Raw genomic sequence first — 24,207 nt, 5'->3', positions numbered from 1 at the left:
TTTTGGTTATATATATGGTGCTCAGAAAGGGACTTGAACCCTTAAGATATCACTATCGGTAGATTTTGAGTCTACTGCGTTTGCCATTTCGCCATCTGAGCTTGTTTGTTACCTATAAATTATAATATTATTTTATAGTTTTTTAGATTGTTTTTAACATTATATTTATAAGTGTATTAGTAATTTAATAAAAATAATAATTAATTTTCTTTATCTTTTATATAATTTAATAGTTGGTGAAAGGGGTGTATATGTCAACTTATGCAATTATAATAATAGTATTGTTTGTTGCAGCCATTTTGGTATTTGCGCCTATCACTTATATTTTGTTAAAAAATAAAGAATATAGATCAAAATGTGAATTGATAAAAAAAAGATTTAATAATTTAGTTATTGAAGATTTTATAAAAAAAAATATACCTATTGAACATATTGGTTTTAACAATCCAAAATATGAATCAATTTCAAACTTATTTAATATGTTTGCAACAAGATTTGATATTGTTATTGAAACTATTAAAAATAACATTTTTAAATTAATTTCTGCTTCTAAAAATTATGATTGACATAATTTTAATATTTTGTACAAAGAAATTAATGATGATATTGATAATTTGGAGAATTCAATTGTTACTTTGAATGATCTATATGATGATGTTTTACAATATAGAAATTATGTAAGTTATTTGCTTGTAGCTTATAGAGAAAATACAAAAACTATAATAAGTTTTTATGAAAAAAATTTGGGTAATATTTTTGATGATGGAATAATACACAAATTAATTACAAATTTAAGAGTACATTCTGAAAGTTTAAATAAGTTTATAGATAACATTGATAATGATGAATTTGTTATTGAAATGAAAAACTATAATTTTGATTTTACTCAAACTTTTGATTTATTAAGTAATTGATATGTTTGAACAAAAGAATACAATTATATTAAACATACAGTTGATGAAATAGAAAGTGTGTTAAAAAACAATTCAAAGAATCTTTCATATGATAATATTCAATATGCAGATAAGACATTAGCATTAATAAATAAAGGTATCAATGTTTTAGATAAAAAAATAAACAAACATGATTTTAATAAAATAGAAGTTAATATAAATCAAATAGTTAAAAACATATTAAAAATGAAAAATAAATTACAAATGAATTTTAAATCAAATGAATTTTTAACTAAGAATAGTGATTTTATTATAAATAGTTTTAAAACCTTTATTGATGAATATAAAAATCTTCTTTCATTTTTAAATCAAATATATGCTAATTTTTATTCATCTAATTCAATTAAAAATGAAGTAAACGATTTAAAGTATAGATTAGAATATATTTATAAGAATTGTTCATCATTTATTAATAAAAATAATGCTGTTAAATATAATTCATCTGAATTATTTATAGAGTCAAAAAATAATATCGAAGACATTATTGAGTGACATGATAAATTTAATCATTTAATAAAAGACATTTCAAATAAATATGTTTATTTCAAAAAAATAGTAACTGAAATAACTTCAGGAAAGTTGTTGCTAGCTCAAATGCTTGCGTTTATTAATTCTAATGAATTTGTTTCATCCAAAATTTTATTAAATGATATTCATAAATATTTTCATGAATTAAATGCCATAGAGTTAAATTTTTTTAGTAATTATGATCAAGATTTTGAATACAATTATAATTCTTTATTAACTATTAAACATGGAATTCATGAGACTAATTTAGTTATTTCATCTATTTACTATACAAAAGTTTATGTTGAAAAACTTATTAATTATGCAAACATTCTAATGATAAATAAAAATATAGAATTAGATCTTAATGGTGTTTATGATTTATATCAAAAAGGAGAATATAGAGATAGTTTAAAATTCATTATTAAACTATTGAAACCTTATAAATATAGTCATTTAAAAAAACAAAGTAGTTTAAGTGTATAAACATTGTTCATTTTGTACATCTTATTATTTATTATTAAAATATAAATTTTAAAAAAATAAAAAAATATGAAGTTAAGTATAAAATTATTAACTTCATATTTTTTAATGCCTAATATCGGCTTAATTTTTAAATGGCGGAGACAATGAGATTCGAACTCATGCGCCGCAGAACGACCTAACACCTTAGCAGGGTGCCCTCTTAACCACTTGAGTATGTCTCCAAGTAACTATATTATTATACAATATATATAATAAATAGTTTTTCATAATTAGTTTTAAATAAGTTTTGTAATTATTTCTTCAATAATTTTTTTATCTTGACCTAAATTATTTAGTTTACTTTTTCTTGCATATGAAATATTTCCTGTAGTTTCAGAGACAACAATTGCTATAGCATCTGTTACTTCACTTATTCCTAGTGCTGCTCTATGTCTTGCACCATATTTCAAATCAATTGTGTTTTTTGAAATAGGAAGATAACAAGAAATTGATTTAATCTTAGTTCTTGAAACAATTAATGCTCCATCATGAAATGATACTGATTTATTTGAAAATACAGATATTAGGAATTCTGGAGAAAAATTTGCATCAAGTTTAAAACCAGTTTCTTCATATAAACTTAATGAATTGTTTTTTTCTAATACAATTAAAGCTCCGATTTTTTTAGAACTTAAATAAAACAAACATTCAAGCATAGATTTAGTAAACTGTTCTTTTTCCTTTTGGCTTAATTCTACTTTATTGTTATTTCTAAAAAACAATCCAGCTTTTACTTTTTTTCAATTGTCTTTTATGAATGCTGCAAGTAACACTGAAAATACAATAGCAGCTAGCAATAACAGTATAGAAATTACCAATATAGCAATATTAATCCCCATGTTTTTTCCTCTTTTAACTAAATTATTATATTACAACAATATATATAATAATATGAAGTTGTTTTTTTTATTAATAAAAATATAAATTTTGATATATAATTAATAGAAATTTATATTACATATTTTTCAAAAAGGAAAATTGAGATGAACACAAATGCTATTGAAGCCCAGTCCAATCTGAAAACAAATTTTGAAAATGGTTTGTCTAGTGGAGAAGTGGAAACTAGATTAAAGCAATATGGATATAATAGACTTGCAATAAAGAAAAGAAAGAATTTTTTTCTAAAATATTTAGAACAATTTAAAGATCCAATGTTAATATTGTTGCTAATTGCAGCAATTGTTTCTTATGTGATTTCTGGAGTTCCTGCTTTTCACACTGATGTATTAACTAATGTTGAAAAGGTTATTGAATGAGTTGAACCATCAATAATTATTTTAATTGTGTTAATTAATACAATCTTTGGTGCTGTGCAAGAAGTTAAGGCTGAAAAAGCCATGGATTCTTTGGAAAAAATGACCACCCCCATTGCTAAAGTGTTAAGAAATGGTGATTTTGATCAAGTTAGTTCATATGAGTTGGTTCCTGGTGATATTGTTATCTTAGAAGCTGGAGACACTATTCCAATAGATGGTATTATAGTTGAAAGTAGTTCTTTTAAAGTTATAGAGTCAGTTCTAACTGGTGAATCATTACCAATTGAAAAAAATGATGAATTTTCTTTTGATGAATCCACTCCAATTGGAGATAGATTAAATATGGTTTATTCTGGTACAAATGTTGTTAATGGTAGAGCAACAGTAATTGTTACAAAAACAGGAATGAGCACTGAAATTGGTAAAATTGCATCTTTATTGAATAATACAAAAGATGAATGAAGTCCATTGGAAAAAAGAATGGCTAAAGTTGGTAAGATATTAAGTATATTTGCATCTATTTGTTTAATACTTGTTTTCTTATTGTACATTTTCTATGTAAATGACATTGGTAATATTCAAAATACATGAAGTAATGGATTTAAAATATCAGTTTCAATTGCTATTGCTGTTGTACCTGAAGGATTGCTTGCTATATTAACAATTGTTTTAGCACTAGGTGTTAAAAGAATGATTAATTATAATGCTTTAATAAAAAAGACATCATCTGTTGAAACATTAGGTAGTGCATCAGTTATTTGTTCTGACAAAACTGGTACTTTAACTCAAAATAAAATGACAATTGTTGAAGTATTTGCAAACAATAAATCATTTACAAAACTTGATGATAAAAATGTTTTAAAAATTATTGAATATGGAATGTTATGTAATGACACTAAAATTGATGAAAATGTTTTAATTGGAGATCCAACAGAAACAGCTATTGTTAAAGCAGGACAAAATTTTAATATTGACTATGAAAAACTTAGAGACAAATATATTAGAGTAGAAGAGTTGCCTTTTGATTCTGATAGAAAATTAATGACTACTATAAATAAAATTAGTAGCAAAGAATATTTGATTATTACAAAAGGTGCTCCAGATAATTTATTTAAAATTTGTAAAAATAAAACTGATAAATTTTTGATTGCTAATGATGAAATGAGCAAAAAAGCATTACGTGTGTTAGCAATAGCAATCAAAAAAGTAAAAGCTATTCCTAAAAATATTAATTCTAAAACAATTGAAAAAGACCTTGAGCTTATTGGATTATTTGGAATTATTGATCCACCAAGAGAAGAAGTTAAAGATGCAATTCAAACATGTTTAGAAGCAGGTATTAGACCTATTATGATTACAGGAGATCATGTTAATACAGCAAGTGCAATTGCAACAGAACTTGGTATTTTACAAGAAGGGCAATTAACAATCAGTGGTCAAGAACTATCAATGATGACAGATGAGCAATTAAAAAATAATGTTAAAAATTATTCTGTTTATGCTAGAGTTAGCCCTGAAGATAAGATCAGAGTTGTTGAAGCTTGACAAGCGAATGATCAAATTGTTGCTATGACAGGAGATGGAGTTAATGATGCTCCTGCTCTTAAAGCTGCAAATATTGGTTGTGCAATGGGAATTACTGGTACTGAGGTCTCAAAAGATGCAGCTGATATGATTTTGATGGATGATAATTTTAATACAATTGTTCAAGCTGTTCGTGAGGGTAGAGGAATCCTTGATAATATCAAAAGAATTATGATTACTTTGTTTACAACAAATTTAACTGAGTTGTTAACATTAGTTTTTGGAATGCTTATCTTTGCTTTTAATCCATTTACAGCAATTCAAATTCTTTGAGTAAATTTAGTGACTGAAAGTTTTCCAGGGATTGCATTGGGTATGAAAAAACCAGAAAAGCAAATAATGCGCTTTGATCCTAAGAGTTCAAAAAATTTATTAAATGGAAAAATGTTGTTTAGAATTTTTGCACAAGGTATGATTTTTGCTGCTCTTTCTTTGCTTGCATTTTTTCTAGGTGCAAGTAGTGTTGTTGGTTTTGATTACAAATCAATGTATACTGTTTTAAAACAATATGAAAATGTAAATGCTGCTGGTAGAGAAATCTTATTTGCAATGCAAATGAGAGGTAGTATTATGGCTTTTATAGTTTTATCTGTATCTCAATCATTTAATGCATTTAATACATTCTCAAGCAAAAATATATTTACATATAAATGATCTGATATTAAATATGTGTTTATTGCATTTTGTGTTTCATTTTCAGCAATATTATTTGTAACAATGATTCCATCTGTTAATGAAGTGTTTAATTCAAATATTTATACATTTGGAAATAGCATGAATAATATTAGTTATTGAGCACCAGATTTTAAAGGAGAAATTATTAATGATTCTATTTCAATTAATCAACTTCTTAAAAATCAAATAAATCAAGAAATTTATTTGCAATTTAATAATCAATGATATTTTCCATTAATTGCAATTGTTTTTGCATTTATTCCTACAATAATTTTTGAAATAGCAAAGCTTGTTAATAATAGTGAAAAATTTATTCAATTTTCAAAAAGCAATAAGTTTCTTAATGCAATTATTTAATAAAAATAATATTCCTATTTATCCTTTATTAATATAATGTTATTATTATTAATAATCATATATAGATTATTAGTTTAAATATAATAATTTATAATAAGGAGATTTATATGAGATTTTTGCAATCATTATCTAAATGATTAATTATTACATTTGGTTCTATTTCATTAGTTGCTATTATGGGTGTTGGTGCTGCTGGTATTCATTTTAAAAAAGAAGCTATTGAATACTATACAAAATTAAGAGATGAAACTCAAAAAAATCAAAACAAAAATATTTTTACAGATATTAAAACATTAATGAGTGATTTAAAAGCAAGTACTTCTGGAACTAAAGAAGAATTTGATAAACTAATGAGTAGTGCTGAACAACAAATGACATCACTTACTACCACTATTAATGAGCTTGAAGCTGCTGTAAATAATGGTAGTAGTACTGCAAAATTAGCTTCAAGTCAAAGTACACAAGAAAATCTTAAACAATTAATTCAAACTTTAAAGTCAACTAAAGAAAGTTTACAAACTAGTATTAACAATGTTAAAAACAATATTGGTGGAGAAAGTGGAGCTATTTCTAAAATAGAAGATTTTTTTAAACCAAATGGTTCTGCTGATACTATAACTAACTATGTAAATCAAGCTGAAGGTATTTTTAATCAAATATCAAATGTATTTGCTCAAACACCACCAGATAAATTTGAAAACTATTATTTTTCTGTAGTTGTTAGTTTAACAGCAATACCAGCTGTTATTTTAGGATTTGGATTAATTGGTTCAGTTACAGGTGCAATGTTTTATACAAGAGTAGATGGTAAACTTGTAAGAAGGTCAGCAGCAAAAAAAGAACTTGCTACTCACATTAAAAAAATTGTTAAAAAATATCCTGATATTTTAAGTCATGTAAAATAAAAAAAGTCTAATTTTTCTAAATAAAATTAGACTTTTTTATTTATAAGAGTACAATATCTTGTAATGATACATTTGCCTTTATTAATATGTAAAGTTATTTTTATTATTTATTGTATAATAGATAAGTATTGTTATGGCGATTGTGGTGAAGCTGGTTAACACACCTGACTGTGACTCAGGCATTCGCGGGTTCAAGTCCCGTCAATCGCCCCATATTATAAAGAAATAAGAAATGTGTCTTCTTGATGCATTTCTTTATTTTTTAAATCTAAAATAAAAATATCATTGTTTTACACTAAACTATTGAATATTTATCTTGTTAATAAGATTTATTCTTATGTATTGTTTTAAAAAAGAATATATTTTTGTATTGGAGGCATAAACTAACATGATTAAATTAGATAAAAAAATTATGGTTCATGCCTACAAAAGGAACGGTTGATTTTACAGAGCTTGGGAATTTCCCAAAGTTGTAGATGCAGATAATAACTTTGTTTGTGTGTCATTAAAGAATTCTATTGTGATAACAAGCGACAAAGATAGAGATAGAAATTTTAAAAGTAGAAGTTTAAAAAATTCTTTTTGATTCTTTTTTAAAAATGAGTGATTTAACATAGTTGCTACTTTATCTGAAACTGATGAAGTTCACTACTATGTAAATATAGCATCTCCTTTTATTTACGAGGAAGAAGCAATTAAATATTATGATCTTGACTTAGATATAAAAATGAGAAGTAATGTAAAAGATTACTTTAGAATCCTTGATACTGATGAATTTGAGGAAAATCAAACATTGTTTAATTATGAGGGCCAAATAATTGATAAAGCTCTTGAAACACTTGAGCGATTTAAAAATGAAGAATTTAGAAATAAAATAATAAGTAAAATAAATGTTAATGTTTTAAAGTCTTATATGAAAGAAAAAGAATAAAGGATAATTTATGTCAGAAATTAATAATTATTATCAATCTATTATTGATAAAGTTAATAAACTTATTGAAGAAAAGCAGTATGATGAAGCTATATTTTTATTAGAAGATGAATTGAATACTCCATATATACCAATTGATTTTCAAACAGTTATGGAGGATTTGTTAATCACAGCTAATGCAGATAAAAATTATTTTTCTGGGTTGAACTTAGTTGAAAAACTAAATCGTAAACAATTAATAGATGCAATAGTGTCTAATAATAAATTAAATTCTTCAGCACTATACTTATTTTTTGAAAGATATCAAAATAAAATTGATGAAGAAGAATTATTAATTTTTGAAAATCATTTTGTTAATAGAAAAATTGATAATGAAGAAAAGACTAGTCTATTTGAGGCTATGGCTTTTCAAAAAATAAATAATAATTTTAGATATTATAATAATAATTTAAAAGAAGAATTTGATATAAATCCTATTGAAACAAAAATTTTTGAACAAATTCCTTTATATATTGAAACTAAAGATATTATTAATTCATTAGCTTCAAAAGAACCTTCTTTATTGAATTTCTGTTTTAATATATTACTTGCAATTTACAAATACTACTTTCCTTTAATTCCAAATTATGATCCAAAAGATTTGGCTCACTCTATATGCAATTATATGCTATCTACTCTTCAAGGTAAAAGTGTAGATAAAAATGAAGTCACAGATTTAATAAAAAAATTATTGCATATTAATTTAACTATTTAGATATAGTATAAATTTAAAAATACCACTTATTTAATAGGTGGTATTTTTTTTATATTGCTTTAATTTATTAGCACTTTAATAGTATGTGTGATAATATATATTGTAATTAATTGGAGACAAAAATGGCAAAAAGAGATTATTATGATGTTTTGGGTGTGTCCAAAACAGCTGATGAGAGTGAAATTAAAAAAGCTTTTAGAAAAAAAGCAATGGAATATCATCCAGATAGAAATAAATCACCAGATGCTGAAGAAAGATTTAAAGAAGTTAATGAAGCATATGAAGTTTTATCTGATTCTAATAAAAGAGCAACATATGATCAATTTGGACATGATGGACTAAATTCTCAAGGATTTCATTCAGAAGGATTTGATCCTTTTGATATTTTTAACCAAGTATTTGGAGGATCTGGGGGATTTGAAGATATTTTTGGAAGTTTTTTTGGTGGTGGTTTTGGTAGATCATCTCGTCGTGAATATGAAGATGAAAAGGATCCAGATATTTTAGTTGCTATTTCAATATCTTTTATTGAAAGTATTCTTGGAGCTAAAAAAAAGATTGAATATAATATAGATTCTGAATGTAATGTTTGTCATGGTAGTGGTGCTTCAAATGATCCAGGTTCTATTGAAACATGTAATCAGTGTAAAGGTTCAGGTTATGTTATTCTAACAAGAAAAACAATGCTTGGTGTAATGCAACAACAATCAATTTGTGACAAGTGTAAAGGTCAAGGTAAAATCATTGCTAAAAAATGTAAAGAATGTAATGGTAAAAAATACTTTAAAGAAAAAGTTGTTGAAACTATTGATATTCCAGTGGGAATTGTTGATAATGCAAAATTTGTTGTTAAAAAACTTGGAAATAAAATTAATGGTAAAAGAGGAGATTTATATGTAAATGTTAGAATTGTTCCTTCGGCAATTTTTGAAAGACATAATAATGACATTTATGTAATTGTTAAAGTAGATCCAATTTTGGCAATAGTAGGTGGAACAGTACAAGTACCAACTCCTTATGGAATTAAAAATATTAAAATAAAACCAGGAACAAAGCATGATGAGAAAATTGTAGTATCTAACCATGGTGTAAAAGGGACTTATGGTAGTGGAGATTTATTTGGTGTTATTAAATATTCTGTATCAAAATATGATTCTAAACAAATTGATGAATTAAAGAAATTTGCCAAAACTACAAATAATGAAATAGAAAAATATATTGAACAAGCTAGAAGAGAAATAGGTGAATAATTATGGAAAACATAAAAGATAATAAAGATAAAAATATTAACCAAAGTACCACAAATAATAAAAATAATTTCAATAGTAATTCTCAAAATTCAAATGCTAATGTGGACACTAATAAACAAGCTCATTCTAATAATTTTGTTAAGAAAGATAATTTAAATAAGCAGAATACTAAAAAAGATGAAAACATTAATTCAAAAGTTAATGATTTATTAGCCAAAAATACATCACTTAATAATGAAATCTTAAATAAAGATCAAAGAATTAAAGAGTTAGAAAATCAAATAAAGCAATTTAATGAAAATTATAAAAATGAAATTAATAAAAAAACTATTGAAGCTCAAAAACTTGTAGAATCAAAAATAAAAGAACAACAAGAAAAATTTGAAAAAGAAATTCAACATATTAAAAAATTTGCTTTAAAAGACAAAGCTGTTGAATTAATCAATATTATTAATAATTTTGATGTTGCAGTAAGTTTTACACCAGAAGATCCCAATGTTGCCAACTATGTTCAAGGATTTAGAATGTTTTCAACAATGTTTAAAAATTATTTAGCAAACAACAATATTATTGCTATTGAACCATCAAGTGGTGATAATTATGATCCTTTAACAATGGAAGCTTTTGAAGTTGAGTTTAACCCTTCATTTAAAGCTAACCAAATTATTAAAGTAATTAAAAAGGGATATAAATTACATGATATTGTTATTATTCCAGCAAGTGTAGTTGTTTCTAAAGATAAAAAAGACAAAAATTAATAGTTTATTTAAATAGTAGAAAATCTACTATTTTTTATTTTTAAAATAAACTTATTTATAATTTTTATAAATAATGTATTATGATTATCTAGTATAAAAAAGATTGGAAAATGATATGCAAAATTTATATTTGAATGGTCTGATAATATCAGCAATTATTTTTGTTGCTCCATTTATAGTTACTTTGCTATTTTATGGTTTTAAAATAAAATTAAATCAAATTAAAATTACATATTTGTATGCCTTTGTAACAGGATTATTGTTGGTATTATCAATATTTGGTTTTATCCATGAATCCTATATGTTGTTAAAAGATCATTTTGCAAACGTTAATCAAGAACCAAATATGATAATAGTTGTGAGTGTAATTGTGTCTGGTGTTATTATTGGTGTTTGTTTTGGAATATTTACAAAATGAATTTATTTTTATAAAACTAAAAAACAGTGTAAAAATCATAACCAAAATATTCATGGAGAATGTGTTTATGAAGAAAAAGAAAATCCAAAATTTCATGATAAATTAATGTCTATTATATTCTTATTTATACACAATATAATTGATGGGATTATTTTAGGATTTTTGCTGCACAATTCAGGAGAAAAAATTTTACATATTGAAAATCTTGGATTATTAATTGGTTTTGTGTTGCATCTTATTGCTACAACAATTTGTATTTACTATATAAATTTATTAAAAACAAATAGAAGACATAACTCTTTTTGAATTTCTGTTTCATCCAATTTAATAATTGTCCCTTTTATATTTGTTGGTATTGCAATAACATATTATTCTACAAGTGTTTATTGATTATTTCCGTTTTTATTATCATCAACTAGTGGATCATTAATATTTGTTTCATTAATGGAATTTATTCCAGAATTTATTCATAAACATCATTTATGTACAAAAGAGTGATTTTATATGATGATATTCATAACAATTGGAATTGTTTCAGGTTTTGCTCTCTCATTAATTCACACTCACTAGAATATAAAAAACTTAATAATAGCTTTATATAACTATTAAATTTAAATTAATGCAAAATATACATCATATTTTTTAATTTTATTATATAATCTTAGAAGCACAGTCAGCAGAAATATATTAGATATATTAATATTGTAGCGAATGTTTAGTTAGTAGACTTTGCTGATAAGTTGAAAACTTTTATACTTTATTACTATTTAAGAATATTTTAATTTCTGTGCTAGATAGTTAGGAGAAATATTATGTCAAGATATTTAGGTAGTATTACTAAAAAATCTAGACGTTATGGATTCTCATTATTAGAAAATGAAAATGAATTTTCTAGTGGTAAGAAAAGAAGATATGCTCCAGGTCAACATGGAAATAAAAAAATTAAATTGTCAGGTTATGGTGAACAATTACAAGAAAAACAAAAGATGATGTATCTTTATGGTTTGAATGACAGACAATTTAGAAGATTGTTTAAAGTAGCTAAATTAATGAAAGGTGCTTTAACGTTAAATTTATTTATTACTTTAGAAAGTAGATTAGATAATCTAGTTTTTAGAATGGGTTTTGCTCCTACAAGAAGAGCAGCAAGACAATTAGTAAATCATGGTCATGTATTAGTTAATGGTAAAAGAATTGATATTCCATCAATTTTGTTAAAATTAGGTGATACTGTTGAAATTGTTGAAAAATCAAAAAAATTGCCAGTTGTTGAAGCTGGTGCTACAAATGGAACTTATGCTTTTGTAGATTCTGATTTGAAAACAAAAAAAGGAAAATATACAAGATATCCTGAACGTCATGAACTTCCAGCTGACATTAATGAATCATATGTTGTTGAGTGATACAACAGATTAGCATAATTAATTCATAACAATAGATTAATGCTCTTATTAATTTTAATAAGAGCATTTTTTTATGCTTAAGCAATATATAATAAAAATTTATAAATAGTATTTTATATATAAATAATAAAAAATGGTAATTAAATTATTAATAATTATATATAAGTAAAAATATCGAAACAATTAATATTTATTTTTATATCTGCACTTTAGTTCTTGGATTAATAATATTAATGTTTGATGTTTTGTTTTACAAAAAATCATATGGAAACTTTTTGCCAATTTCAAAAGTGATAGTTGAAAATTTTTTTGTAAAGAGTTTTTAAAAACTAAATTTGAATCAATTAATAACATAGAATTATTTGAAGGTAGAATTAATGAAATTAAAAATAATTTTATTTCTGATTATTACAATTTAGATGTTCATGATAATGTAAAATACATAAATAATAATATTAAAATTTCTAAGAAATAAATGATAACAACTACATCAGTATAATTGATAAATGAAATGAATTATTTATATTTATTAATATACAATTAGAAATAATATTGGTTATATCTTTTATCATTTTTGCATTTGTTTCTTTGTACATGACAAATGTAATCTAAATTTTAATTAATATTTACATTAATAAGATGTAAGTTCAAATGTGAAAAATATATAATTCAATTATTACATGTAACATTTGTTTTTTGTATCAATTTTTATAATATAAATTATTTTCATTTTAATAGATTATAAATAAATTAAAATATTTCTAAATAAACTAACAAATTTTTATAATTTCAAAAATTTTTAACGTTTTTATATATGAAGGGTTGTTGCACTTCATATATTTTTTATTTCCAAGGAGTAAATGTGAAAAATAAAAGAATTGATCTAAATAAAAGTGAAACTCAATCTGGATCTTTTAATAAAAAGTAGCTAATAGATTTTATTAAAGCAAGCAACACTTGCATTGGCAAAGATATTTTAGTTCAACATGAATATGTTGAAATCATTGATGACAACAATAATATTCAAAAAGAATTGAATAGTAAATCAATCTGTGGGACAATAGAAATAACTCAAGGAAAACAAGAAATGAAAATAGATAAAACAGATTTAATTCTTCAGGAAATTAAAAACATAAAAGATGATTTTAATGAATTTAAAGTTGAAGTAAAAGATGAATTGAAAACAATTAATAATGATTTCAATGAATTCAAAGTTGAAATCAAAGAAGAGTTGAAAACAATAAAGAATGATATTAAAGATATAAAAAACTGTCCAACAATTAAATCTGAATTAATTTCATTCTAATAAATTTTAGAACTAAAATAAATTTAATTTATTTATCTGACAACATTTATAATTGTAATGTTGTTATATTTATTTTTATAAGAGTCATTTTTAAATAATAGTTTTTATATTCTAATTAATAAAATAATATTGATATTTATGAAAACTTCATTTTATTATTAACTTTTATTATTTTTTTGTTTATCTTATTGTAATTATCTTAAATATTTATATTAAAATGTCATATACAATAAAAATTTATTATAACATCTACATATATTAGTTATTCAATTATTAAAGTGATTTGTATTAGCATAAAAATATTTTAGCTCTATGAAATTTCAAATATTTAATCATTTTGGATGTTATGAACATTTTTAAAAAGCATTCTTGATTTTTTAATTGCTTTTCAAAAATAAGTATGTCGTTGTTTGACATTTGTTTTGAATAAATTATTCTTCCATCATCATCAAATGTTATTAATCCTTTATCAAATAATTTATCTGCTAAACTGTTCAATAAAATGCCATTATCTTGATCTAATTTTTCAATTTGATTTTTACATTTTGACCACGGTTTTATATGACTAGCAATCAAAGCTGCTTCATTTTCGAAACCTGTCAATGGGCATTTATAATTGAATTTTTTTAGTAATTTTTCTCTAAAAAAACCTTGGTTAGTTCTTATTTTAACTAGAGCTCTTTTTTCTTCATTAGATAGAATTGTTTCTTCTTTTAAAGCATCTTCATAAATGTCAATTGATTTAATTTGAGAGTTTATTTTTGATTGTTCAATTGTTTTTTCATCTATTACTTTATCAGCATTTTCTAAAGTAAAATAATATGGAGATTTATTAGAAATGTCTTTGAAAATATATTTGCCAATATAAATATATCCTTTTTTTTCTCAATTATTTAATTTTAAAGAATTTATGTATTTTAAGCTATCTTTTGTGTACTTTACAAAAGCATAAATATATCCTGAATCATTTTCATTACCAAATGAATTATGTAAAATGTTTTTATTTTTATTGAATTCTAAAACTTGATAATCCTTAGCATTATCTTTTGTATAAAGATAATATTTAAGTTCTTTTGTTTCTTTGTTATAAACATTTCTAGTACTAACATTTGAATATTTGTTTCTAATAGATTTATATGAATAATCTTTTTCTAAATTAATAGTTATGAAAGTATCTTTTTTATTTCCATAATTACTTGTGATAATACCAGACATGATATCACCACTTCCTGCAAGAGTTGATATTTGCTTTTTTGTGTATAATTCACCAATTTCAAGTTTTTTTACTGTTGTACAATTATTATCAAAATATTCTTTATAATCTAATATTTGGTTATAGATATCATGATAATATTTTTTTGTTGATGAATTATTATTATTGTCTTTTTGTAATATTTCAAGTCATTTATATTTATCGCTATTATTTTCAATACCAGCAAATTGTGCTTTAATATTTTTTTTATCTTTTTCATTAATATCTGTATAATTTTTCAATATTTTATCTATATTTTCACTAAAACTATTATTTATTCAATCCATAAATATTCCTAATATTTACTATTATCGCAGCTTTTTAACTTTATTAATAATTTATTTATGTTTGTATTAAAAAATACTATTTTTTGATATTTGAATTAATATTTAGCTTAATTTATTTATAATCAATAAAAATTTATATATTATTTTTACTTAAGCACTATTATTGGAATTTTAAAAATGTTAAAATTATTAAGAAACTTTATATATGAAGGACTTAATATTATGGATAATGTTAATTTAAAAAAAACTAAATTACCTTTGCCTGGTAAAAAAATAAATTCATATAATGTTAATATAAAAAATAATAATTCTTTATATAGTATTTCAAAAGTTCAAAAAAAGAGAATTAAAAAAGTTAGTAAAAAACTTCCTTCACCTAAATTAAAAAAACCAATTCCTTTATCTAATACATTAGAAGTAGTAAACAAAAATGATACTTCAATCGAAAATTTAGATCTTAGTAAAAATTTATTTACATTAAAAGAATTAATTGATTTAAACATTGATGTAGACTACACAAAAAAAGTTTTTATGAATGGAACTACAAAATATTCAATTACAAACGAATTTGTGTTAGAACAACTTCAAAATGGAGATTGATTTAAATCTGAAGAAGAAAAACAACATGATTATTTTTACAACAATGCAATAGAAAAAAATAATGTTGATGAAATAAATGATGAATTTTATCAACAAGATGATCAAATCAATTTTAATAATCAACAAGATGATTTGTTTTATGATAATCAAAACATATCTAATCAAGAAATTGTCTATGACCAATTAAATGATAATCAACAAGTTGTTTCTGATTATAATGAAAATATTCAAGATCAACACATCAATTATGATTCTTTAGAACAACATTTGGAAAAACCAATTGATGTAGAATATGGTAGTGTTCAGAATGACTATAAATATGAAAATGATTATTATGATGATGTAGATGAATCATTAAATTATGTAGAACATGGTAATTATGATGGATACCAACAGTTACCTGATGCTAATGAAATTGTTAGTAATTGAAACAAAAAACTATGAAGAACAGAAGATATTTTGTATAAAGTATATAACATTTCATATAATCAAAACCATGAAGATCCAAATCAGGGATGTTTATATAATTTATCTTTTGATGTATTTCCAGGCGATAGAATTGCAATAATGGCGCATGATTCAGTAAGTGATGTTTTGTTAATGGATATATTAAGCAATAGAGTAAATAAAGATAGTGGTTATGTTTTTTTTAATTTAAAAAGAGAGCAAAAATGATTTGATATTTATTCTAATGATTATGATGGTTTTGATATTGAACTTTACAATAGAAGAAATGATGCAATTTATCAATTTCAAAGTCCAGATTATTTAGCATATGCTACATCTAAAAATGATACAATTTCTTCAACATTTAAGAAAATTTTTAATTCAGTAAATTATGTTGTAAATGAACAAGTATATGAAGATTTACTTTATTTACTTGATATTGAAAAAGATTTAAAAACCCCAATCCATGTTCTTAGTGAATTACAAAAGAGAAAATTCATATTTATGTGCGATGTTTTGATTGGAAAAAAAATAATATTAATGATAAACCTTACTGAAGGGTTTGATATGACCCAAAAATTATCTTTTTATCGTTATATTAATGCTCTATATCAAGATTCTGATACTGTTTTGATATTTAATGTTAAAGATAGTATAGAAATAAAACTTTTAGCTAGTAGATTAATGATTATTGATGATGGGGAAGTAGTTGTAAATAAAAAAATAAAAGATATACTAAATTCTTTTGAAACATTAGATACATTTATTGTTGATGTCTTTGATAGACTTCATAAAAAATATATTCAACAATAATGCAAACATACCTATATTTATTGGTATGTTTTTTTATATTAATTAAATAATTTATTATTTATTGACTTATTTAGAAATATTTAATTCAGATTTAATTGTTGGACAATTTTTTATATTTTTAATGTCATTTTCAACACTATCTAATCTTAAGTTAATTTGCTTAACTTCTCCTTCAACATTGTCTAATCTCAAGTTAATTTGTTTAACTTCTCCTTCAACATTATCCAATCTCAAGTTAATTTGTTTAACTTCTCCTTCAACATTGTCTAATCTTGAATTTACTTTTTTAAATTCTTCCTTTACCTCAACTTTAAATTCATTAAAATCATTCTTTATTGTTTTTAATTCATCTTTTACTTCAACTTTAAATTCATTAAAATCATCTTTTATGTTTTTAATTTCTTGAAGAATCAAATCTGCTTTATCTATTTTCATTTCTTGTTTTCCTTGAGTTATTTCTATTGTCCCACATATTGATTTACTATTCAATTCTTTTTGAATATTATTGTTGTCATCAATAATTTCAACATATTCATGTTGAACTAAAATATCTTTACCAATGCAAGTGTTGCTTGCTTTAATAAAATCTATTAGCTGCTTTTTATTAAAAGATCCAGATTGAGTTTCACTTTTATTTAAATCAATTTTTTTATTTTTCACATTTACTCCTTGAAAATAAAAATATATGAAGTGCAACAACCCTTCATATATAAAAACGTTAAAAATTTTTGAAATTATAAAAATTTATTAGTTTATTCATAATTTCTATCATTTTTCATTTTAAAAACAAGATCATTTTTTGATGCTTTAGGATCATCAAATCACAAATTACTTTCTTTTCCATTTAGTAAAGCAATTAAAAAATTTTTATAACTTGCTCCCCATTTTTCTGACTTATAAAAATTTTTCATTAAGAAATCTTTCATTGTGTCTCTTTGTGTAAATCCTTCCATTGGGCATCCACAAGGAACAATGGGCAATTCTAATTTTTTTGCTTCTCTAAGAATATCATTTTCTCTTGCCAGAATTAATGGTCTAATAAATCAAATATTTGATCTGTCTAAAAACATTTTTGGTTTAAATGTGGCAATTCTTCCTTCATTTACCATGTTCATAAATAATGTTTCTATAGCATCATCTGCATGATGTCCCATAGCAACCTTATTACATCCAAGTTTTTTTGCTTCATCTATTAATATTGCTTTTTTCATTTTTGAGCATAATGAACATTGTAATTTATTTTTTTTCATTTGAGCTCTTAAGATTTCCCCCATATGAGTGTTAGCAACATGAAAATGTATTCCTTTAGATTTTCAAAAATTTGTTATTCCCTCATAATCAATAGCACATAAGTTCATTTTTAAGTGGATGCCATATATTTCTATATCTCAATTTAATTCATTTTTGACAATTCTTTTATACATAGCTAAAGTATATAGAAGAAGCATTGAATCTTTTCCGCCACTAACTCCTACACAAACTTTATCTCCATTTTGAATTAATTTAAATAGTTTGTTTGCTCTAATTACACACCCAATTGATGATTTCATCTTTATTCTCCTTAATATTGTTATTTCATTCATTATTAAAGCATAATTATAAAAATAAGTTTATATAATAAAAAAACACACAAAAGTGTGCTATTGAAAAATCATAATTACAATTACATATAAATATTATATTAAATTTTTAATAAAGTTTTTAAAATAACTATATAGATGTTAATTTTAATTTATTTTAGTTGTTTAAAATAATTTATAATCTTTATAAATAACCCACTAATTAAATTGGAGAATTTTATGAAAAATAATGTACGTATTCAAGATGATTTATATGAATTTGTTAATGGAAAAAGTCTTTCAAAAAAAGAAATTCCAAAAGACTTGCCATCAATTGGAGGTTTTACAGATTTAGTTTTAGATGTTGAAGATAAATTAATGAAAGACTTTGATAGTTTGATGTATGATAATTCATTTATTAAAGATGATATACATCTTAATAATGCTGTAAAAGTATATAAAAAAATATTGGAAAATAATTTTGATTCTAAAACAGCTTTTAAATTGCTTTTACCACAATTAAAAATCATTGATGAAATTAATAATTTATCTAATTTTAATCACTTATTAATAACTTTATATAACAATAACATTCCTTTACCTTTTGAATTTGGTGTTGATGTTGATATGAAAAAAACTAGTAATTATTGTTTATTTTTTCATGGCCCAAAAACAATTTTGCCAGATGTAACTTATTATTCAAATGATGTTCAAAAGAAAAAACTTCTTGATGTATGATCTAATATGGTAAAAAAGATTTTGTCTTTTCATGATGATTTAAATAAAGAAGATATCGAAAAATTTATTAATGATTCAATACTTTTTGATGAAATAGTTTCTAAAATTGTTAAGGCAAGAATTGAATGAGCAAAATATGTTGATAACTATAACCCTATTGATTTTAATGAATTTAGCAAAAAGATAAAACCAATAAATTTGTCTATTGCATTAGAATCCATTTATACTAAAAAAGTTGATAAAATTATTGTTTATGATCCAAAATTTTTAAATAATTTTTCCAAATTAATAAACGAAAATACAATTGAGATTTATAAGTCTTGAGCATATGTAAATTTTGTATTAAATAATTGTAAATATTTGTGTGACGATCTTAGAATCATTTCAAGTGAATATAATATATTTTTAATGGGTATAGATGAACCATCTAATGCACAAAAATTTGCATATAAGTTAGTATCATTTGAATTATTTCCTGAACCTATAGGAATATATTTTGGAAAAAAATATTTAGGTGATAAAGCAAAAAATGATGTTATTAGTATAGTTAAAGGTTTAATACAATCATACAAAGATAGATTAATTGATAATGATTGATTAACTGAAAAAACAAAAAATAAGGCTATTTTAAAACTTGATACAATGAATTTGAAAATGGGTTATCCTGATAAGTTGTCTAAAATGTATTCAACTATGAAAATTTCTGTTGAAAATAGTTTGTATCAAATAGCAAATGATATTTTAAATCATAAGAAAAAATATATGAATTCATTGTTATTTGAAGAAGTTGATAAAAGTATATGAGCAATGCCTGGACACCTTGTTAATGCATGTTACAATCCAACATCAAATGATATAACTTTTCCAGCAGCTATTTTACAAAAACCTTATTATCATATAGAACAATCTAGAGCTGCAAATTTAGGTGGCATTGGGGTTGTGATAGGTCATGAAATTTCACATGCTTTTGATAATAATGGTGCACAATGCGATGAAAATGGTAATTTAAATAATTGATGAACAGAAAGTGATTTTAGTAAGTTTGAATTAAAAACAAAAGATATGATTGAACAATTTGATAAATTACCTTTAGGCAATGGTTTTGTAAATGGGGAATTAGTTGTCTCTGAAAACATTGCAGATCTTGGAGGTATGGCATCTGCCTTGCAAACAATGGAAAGAGAAAATTGCATTAATTATGAAGAATTCTTTAAAAACTATGCAAGAGTTTGAGCTCAAAAAAGTAGACCAGAATACCAACAACTATTATTAGCAATTGATGTACATGCTCCAACTTACTGAAGAACAAATATGATACCAAGAAATTTTGATCAATGATATTTAACATTTAATGTAGTTGATAATGATAAAATGTATTTGCCTAAAAATAAAAGAATTAAAATTTGATAAATTTTTTAAGATAGATACATTATTAGTTATAAAAAAATGTTTGAAAATTCAAATTTATTTATTTCAAATATTGAATTTCATTTACTTTTATAGTCTAATTAATATGTGGTGTAAAAGTCATAACAAAGATTAAAGGTGAAAGGAATGATAAGGTTTTGCATTAATCTAATTGTGAAACAATAAATACTATTATAGGTATTTGTATAGTTAAAGGTAAACCTATATTGCATCAAAAAAGGGTTTTAGTGAGTTGGTCGCTCCTAGAGCTGTGTCCCATATGCACTTTGTCTAACTATACTTGTGTTTAAAGTTCACTCAGCTGAAACGCATGAAATCTATTGTTCTATAAGCATTGATTCTTAATAGTGATAATTTGGCCACAGTGAGTGTTAGCTGACCCAATGGGTTAGCTTTTATATTATATGTGTGCAAAAAATGCACACATTTTTTATTATATTTTTGTTCACTTTGGATCAGCGCTAAATGGTTCAAGATTATTTATTGAATCATAATAAAATAAATTGTTATTGTGATCAATTTCATGTTGCAAACATATAGACAATAAACCTTGTGCTCTTATTTCAATTTCATTATTTGTAAATAAATCAATTGCTTTTACAACAACTATTTCTTTTCTAATAACAAATCCTTTAACATCTTTTTTTACAGACAAACACCCTTCTCCTCCAGATAAATAAGCATTATTTAAAGATTTTTTAATGATTTTTGCATTAGCCAATAAATATTTATGCTCTACATTGTTTTCGTCATTTAAATGAATATATGTAATTTGTTTTGGATAACCAATTTGGATTGCAGCAATACCAATTCCTGGTCTAATATCATATTTTTTTGCTTCATTATTATATGAAGCATCAATATAACTTGTCATCTTACTAATTGCTTCAATATCTTCATTAGTTAAAGGGAAAGTAACTTCATTTATTTTTTGTTTCATTACAGGATTATTATCATAAATAATTCATTCTTTTGATGGTTTGATAAATTTAAACATTTTATAGTCCTCAAAATTAGTTTTTCTCATACAATATTAATATATAATATATCAGTTTGGAGAATTTGTGAATAAAGGTTTAATAATTATTATTAGTGGTCCCAGTGGTGTAGGAAAAAAAACAATTATTGACCAATTTATAAATGATCCCATGCTTAATCTTTGTTATAGTATTTCAATGACTACACGTTCACCAAGAATTGGAGAAACACATGGTGTGGATTATTACTTTGTAAGTGAGCAAGAGTTTTATAATTCTGTAAAAGAAAATAAATTACTAGAATGAGCTGAGTTTGCTGGTAATAAATATGGAACACCAATTGATGCAGTTTATGAAAAAATCAATCAAGGAAAAAATGTTATTCTAGAAATTGAGGTTGTTGGTGCAATGAATGTAATGACAAGACTTGAAAAAAATGAATATAAATCTATTTTTATAGCTCCTCCATCAATTGAAGAATTAGAAGCAAGATTAAAAAAAAGAAATACAGAATCAGATGAAAAAATCAAACAGAGAATTAAAAAAGCAACAGAAGAATTAAAAACAATTAATAATTATGATTTTGTTGTTTTAAATGATATTTCATCAAGAGCAGCTAATGAAATAAGAAATATTATAAAAGCTCAAATAAGGTAATTTTATGAATAATATCAATATGAAGTCAATATACTCTTTTACATTGGAAGAATTAAAAAACGAATGTGATAAAATTGGAATTAAAAAATTTGTAGCTGATCAAATATATGATTGAATTTATAAAAAATGCATTAATACTTTTGATGAGATGACTAATATATCAAAAAAAGATATAGATACATTAAAAAGTTATTTTTTCTTTGATGAAATTAATATTAATACAGTTCAACAAGATATGGATGGAACAATTAAATTTTTATTAGAATTATCTGATAATAATTTAATTGAAGTTGTTTTAATGTCCTTTGATTATGGATATAGTGTTTGTCTTACATCACAAGTAGGATGTAATATGGGATGTAAATTTTGTGCATCAGGATTAATTAAAAAGTCAAGAAATATTACAATAGGTGAATTTATTAAACAATTTCTTGTAGCAAAAACCTATTTATTCAAAACAACAGGTCAAGCATTAACACATGTTGTTGTCATGGGAATTGGAGAACCTTTTGATAATTTTGAAAACTTAATACAATTTTTGAATGTTATAAAACAACAAAAAGGGTTGTGTATAAGTCCAAGAAAAATTACAGTTTCTACATGTGGATTAGTAAATAAAATAAAAGAATGAACAAAATTAAATAACCAAGTTAATTTAGCAATTTCCTTACATGCTCCAAATGATGAAATTAGAAATCAAATCATGCCAATTAATAGAGCATTTAATATAAAATGTTTAATGGATGCTATTGATGAATATATTAGTGTCACAAATAGACGTGTAACAATAGAATATATTATGATTAATGATTTAAATGACAAACCAGAACATGCATATGAATTAATAAATTTATTAAAAAATAAGTTGGTTTATGTAAATTTAATACCTTATAATTCAGTTTTTGAAAATTCTTTTATTAGAAGCAAGAAATCAAGGCAATTTTATGATATATTAAAAAGTAATGGCATTACATGTACTATTAGACAAGAAAAGGGTTCAAACATTGATGCTGCTTGTGGCCAGCTAAGAAGTAAGAAATTAGGAGTCTTATAATTATGTTTAAATTTAACAAAGATAAAAAAATTATTTTTCACAAATCAGACATTGGATTTGTAAGAAGTAAAAATGAAGATTATTCTTGATCTGGAACAAATTCAATTATGGATAATTTATTAATAGTTTCAGATGGTGTTGGAAGTTATTCTGGAAGTGATAAAGCAAGTCAAATAGTTGCAAAAGTTTTTATAAAAAGTTTTTTAAGTAGAGAATATCTTTCAATGGATATAAAACATTGATTTGAAAAAAATATTCAAAGAATTAAATCTATTATGAATGAACACATAAAAACAAACCCATTTCATTATCATATGGCTACAACTTTAGTTTTAGCAATTGTAATAAAAAAAGAAGCACATATATTTTGAATTGGTGATTCAAGAGCTTATCTTGTTAATAGAAAACATGCTAATTTAATTACTGAAGATCATAATTTATTAAATCATTTAATAAATATGAAAGCATCTGAAAGTGAAATATATAAATATGGAAAATATTTATCATCTATAACAAATTCTATTTCTTGTGTTAATGATACAAAACAAAAATATGATTATGAACATATCACATTAAAAAGTAATAGTTTTATTTTCCTAGCATCAGATGGTTTTTATAATTTTTATGAGTTAAATAACTTGTATGATATTATCTCAAATGATTCAAATAAAGATATTATTAGCGATGAATTAATTAGTAATGCAATAACAAATGGGTCAAATGATAATATTTCGTTTTCATATTTTGGAATAGTTAAAAATAATTTATAAATTTCTAATCTATTGTTTAATACAATAGATTTTTTTTATTTAT

20 protein-coding genes and 3 tRNA genes are annotated in these 24,207 nt (G+C 23.4%); 16 read left to right on the top strand and 7 right to left on the bottom strand.

Features of this window, described 5'->3' with window-relative positions; genetic code table 4:
* Positions 1-15: 15 nt before the first annotated feature.
* Positions 16-101: transfer RNA gene (locus ACLFO7_RS02705), tRNA-Leu, on the bottom strand.
* A 150-nt stretch (positions 102-251) separates the two neighbouring features.
* Here ACLFO7_RS02705 and ACLFO7_RS02700 point away from each other — a divergent pair.
* Positions 252-1,946 carry a hypothetical protein gene (locus tag ACLFO7_RS02700; RefSeq protein ID WP_412031982.1) on the top strand — a complete coding sequence of 565 codons (1,695 nt, stop codon included), beginning with the start codon at positions 252-254 and terminating at the stop codon, positions 1,944-1,946.
* A 132-nt stretch (positions 1,947-2,078) separates the two neighbouring features.
* Here ACLFO7_RS02700 and ACLFO7_RS02695 read toward each other — a convergent pair.
* A tRNA-Ser gene (locus ACLFO7_RS02695) sits at positions 2,079-2,167 on the bottom strand.
* Positions 2,168-2,221: 54 nt separating this feature from the next.
* Positions 2,222-2,824, bottom strand: coding sequence for a diadenylate cyclase (locus ACLFO7_RS02690; RefSeq protein ID WP_412031981.1), 603 nt, complete (start codon positions 2,822-2,824; stop codon positions 2,222-2,224).
* 144 nt (positions 2,825-2,968) lie between these two features.
* On the opposite strand from ACLFO7_RS02690, the gene ACLFO7_RS02685 reads away from it, so the two are divergent.
* The 10 genes from ACLFO7_RS02685 (at position 2,969) to ACLFO7_RS02640 (ending at position 13,582) form a co-directional block, all read left to right on the top strand.
* Positions 2,969-5,857, top strand: a complete 2,889-nt coding sequence (locus ACLFO7_RS02685) for a cation-translocating P-type ATPase (protein WP_412031980.1) — start codon at positions 2,969-2,971, stop codon at positions 5,855-5,857.
* Between the two features lie 107 nt (positions 5,858-5,964).
* Positions 5,965-6,762: an MG_279/MG_280 family protein gene (locus ACLFO7_RS02680; RefSeq protein ID WP_412031979.1), complete on the top strand. Its 798-nt coding sequence runs from the start codon at positions 5,965-5,967 to the stop codon at positions 6,760-6,762.
* Between the two features lie 136 nt (positions 6,763-6,898).
* Positions 6,899-6,975: transfer RNA gene (locus tag ACLFO7_RS02675), tRNA-His, on the top strand.
* Positions 6,976-7,150: 175 nt separating this feature from the next.
* Positions 7,151-7,693 carry a DUF402 domain-containing protein gene (locus ACLFO7_RS02670; RefSeq protein ID WP_412031978.1) on the top strand — a complete coding sequence of 181 codons (543 nt, stop codon included), beginning with the start codon at positions 7,151-7,153 and terminating at the stop codon, positions 7,691-7,693.
* 10 nt (positions 7,694-7,703) lie between these two features.
* Positions 7,704-8,447 (top strand): DUF3196 family protein, encoded by a 744-nt coding sequence (locus ACLFO7_RS02665; RefSeq protein ID WP_412031977.1) that lies wholly within the window; start codon positions 7,704-7,706, stop codon positions 8,445-8,447.
* A 122-nt stretch (positions 8,448-8,569) separates the two neighbouring features.
* A complete protein-coding gene (dnaJ, locus tag ACLFO7_RS02660) occupies positions 8,570-9,697 on the top strand; it encodes a molecular chaperone DnaJ (protein WP_412031976.1) in 1,128 nt (375 codons plus the stop codon).
* Positions 9,698-9,699: 2 nt separating this feature from the next.
* Entirely contained in the window at positions 9,700-10,455 is a 756-nt protein-coding gene (locus ACLFO7_RS02655) for a nucleotide exchange factor GrpE (RefSeq protein WP_412031975.1), read from the top strand.
* Between the two features lie 115 nt (positions 10,456-10,570).
* Entirely contained in the window at positions 10,571-11,443 is an 873-nt protein-coding gene (locus ACLFO7_RS02650; RefSeq protein ID WP_412031974.1) for a hypothetical protein, read from the top strand.
* A 242-nt stretch (positions 11,444-11,685) separates the two neighbouring features.
* On the top strand, positions 11,686-12,294 hold the full coding sequence (gene rpsD, locus ACLFO7_RS02645; protein ID WP_412031973.1) for a 30S ribosomal protein S4: 609 nt from the start codon (positions 11,686-11,688) through the stop codon (positions 12,292-12,294).
* A gap of 1,015 nt (positions 12,295-13,309) precedes the next feature.
* A complete protein-coding gene (locus ACLFO7_RS02640; protein WP_412031972.1) occupies positions 13,310-13,582 on the top strand; it encodes a hypothetical protein in 273 nt (90 codons plus the stop codon).
* A 288-nt stretch (positions 13,583-13,870) separates the two neighbouring features.
* On the opposite strand, the gene ACLFO7_RS02635 is transcribed toward ACLFO7_RS02640, so the two are convergent.
* Positions 13,871-15,121 (bottom strand): HNH endonuclease, encoded by a 1,251-nt coding sequence (locus ACLFO7_RS02635; RefSeq protein ID WP_412031971.1) that lies wholly within the window; start codon positions 15,119-15,121, stop codon positions 13,871-13,873.
* Positions 15,122-15,343: 222 nt separating this feature from the next.
* On the opposite strand from ACLFO7_RS02635, the gene ACLFO7_RS02630 reads away from it, so the two are divergent.
* Positions 15,344-16,981, top strand: coding sequence for a hypothetical protein (locus tag ACLFO7_RS02630; RefSeq protein ID WP_412031970.1), 1,638 nt, complete (start codon positions 15,344-15,346; stop codon positions 16,979-16,981).
* A gap of 66 nt (positions 16,982-17,047) precedes the next feature.
* On the opposite strand, the gene ACLFO7_RS02625 is transcribed toward ACLFO7_RS02630, so the two are convergent.
* Together ACLFO7_RS02625 and ACLFO7_RS02620 are read right to left on the bottom strand one after the other, a co-directional pair.
* The gene (locus tag ACLFO7_RS02625; protein WP_412031969.1) at positions 17,048-17,641 is read right to left on the bottom strand and encodes a hypothetical protein; all 594 of its coding nucleotides are present in this window, start codon (positions 17,639-17,641) and stop codon (positions 17,048-17,050) included.
* Between the two features lie 92 nt (positions 17,642-17,733).
* Complete coding sequence (locus ACLFO7_RS02620; protein WP_412031968.1) at positions 17,734-18,531, bottom strand: tRNA 2-thiocytidine biosynthesis TtcA family protein; 798 nt, start codon at positions 18,529-18,531, stop codon at positions 17,734-17,736.
* A gap of 249 nt (positions 18,532-18,780) precedes the next feature.
* Between ACLFO7_RS02620 and ACLFO7_RS02615 the strand changes: the two genes are divergently transcribed.
* Positions 18,781-20,688: a M13-type metalloendopeptidase gene (locus ACLFO7_RS02615; RefSeq protein WP_412031967.1), complete on the top strand. Its 1,908-nt coding sequence runs from the start codon at positions 18,781-18,783 to the stop codon at positions 20,686-20,688.
* Positions 20,689-21,139: 451 nt separating this feature from the next.
* Here ACLFO7_RS02615 and def read toward each other — a convergent pair whose 3' ends face one another.
* Entirely contained in the window at positions 21,140-21,703 is a 564-nt protein-coding gene (gene def / locus ACLFO7_RS02610; protein ID WP_412031966.1) for a peptide deformylase, read from the bottom strand.
* Positions 21,704-21,770: 67 nt separating this feature from the next.
* On the opposite strand from def, the gene gmk reads away from it, so the two are divergent.
* From gmk to ACLFO7_RS02595, 3 genes are read left to right on the top strand one after another with little or no spacing between them, the layout of a single operon-like run.
* A complete protein-coding gene (gene gmk, locus ACLFO7_RS02605) occupies positions 21,771-22,340 on the top strand; it encodes a guanylate kinase (protein ID WP_412031965.1) in 570 nt (189 codons plus the stop codon).
* Between the two features lie 4 nt (positions 22,341-22,344).
* Positions 22,345-23,394, top strand: a complete 1,050-nt coding sequence (rlmN, locus tag ACLFO7_RS02600; RefSeq protein WP_412031964.1) for a 23S rRNA (adenine(2503)-C(2))-methyltransferase RlmN — start codon at positions 22,345-22,347, stop codon at positions 23,392-23,394.
* Between the two features lie 2 nt (positions 23,395-23,396).
* Entirely contained in the window at positions 23,397-24,164 is a 768-nt protein-coding gene (locus ACLFO7_RS02595) for a protein phosphatase 2C domain-containing protein (RefSeq protein ID WP_412031963.1), read from the top strand.
* Positions 24,165-24,207: the final 43 nt, after the last annotated feature.

Origin of the sequence: Malacoplasma muris, from assembly GCF_046774425.1 — a bacterium.
In the GTDB taxonomy this organism is placed as follows: Bacteria; Bacillota_I; Bacilli_A; order Mycoplasmatales; family Mycoplasmoidaceae; genus Malacoplasma; species Malacoplasma muris.
Note: the sequence above shows the minus strand (reverse complement) of the source record. Positions and strands in the feature narration are given on the sequence as shown.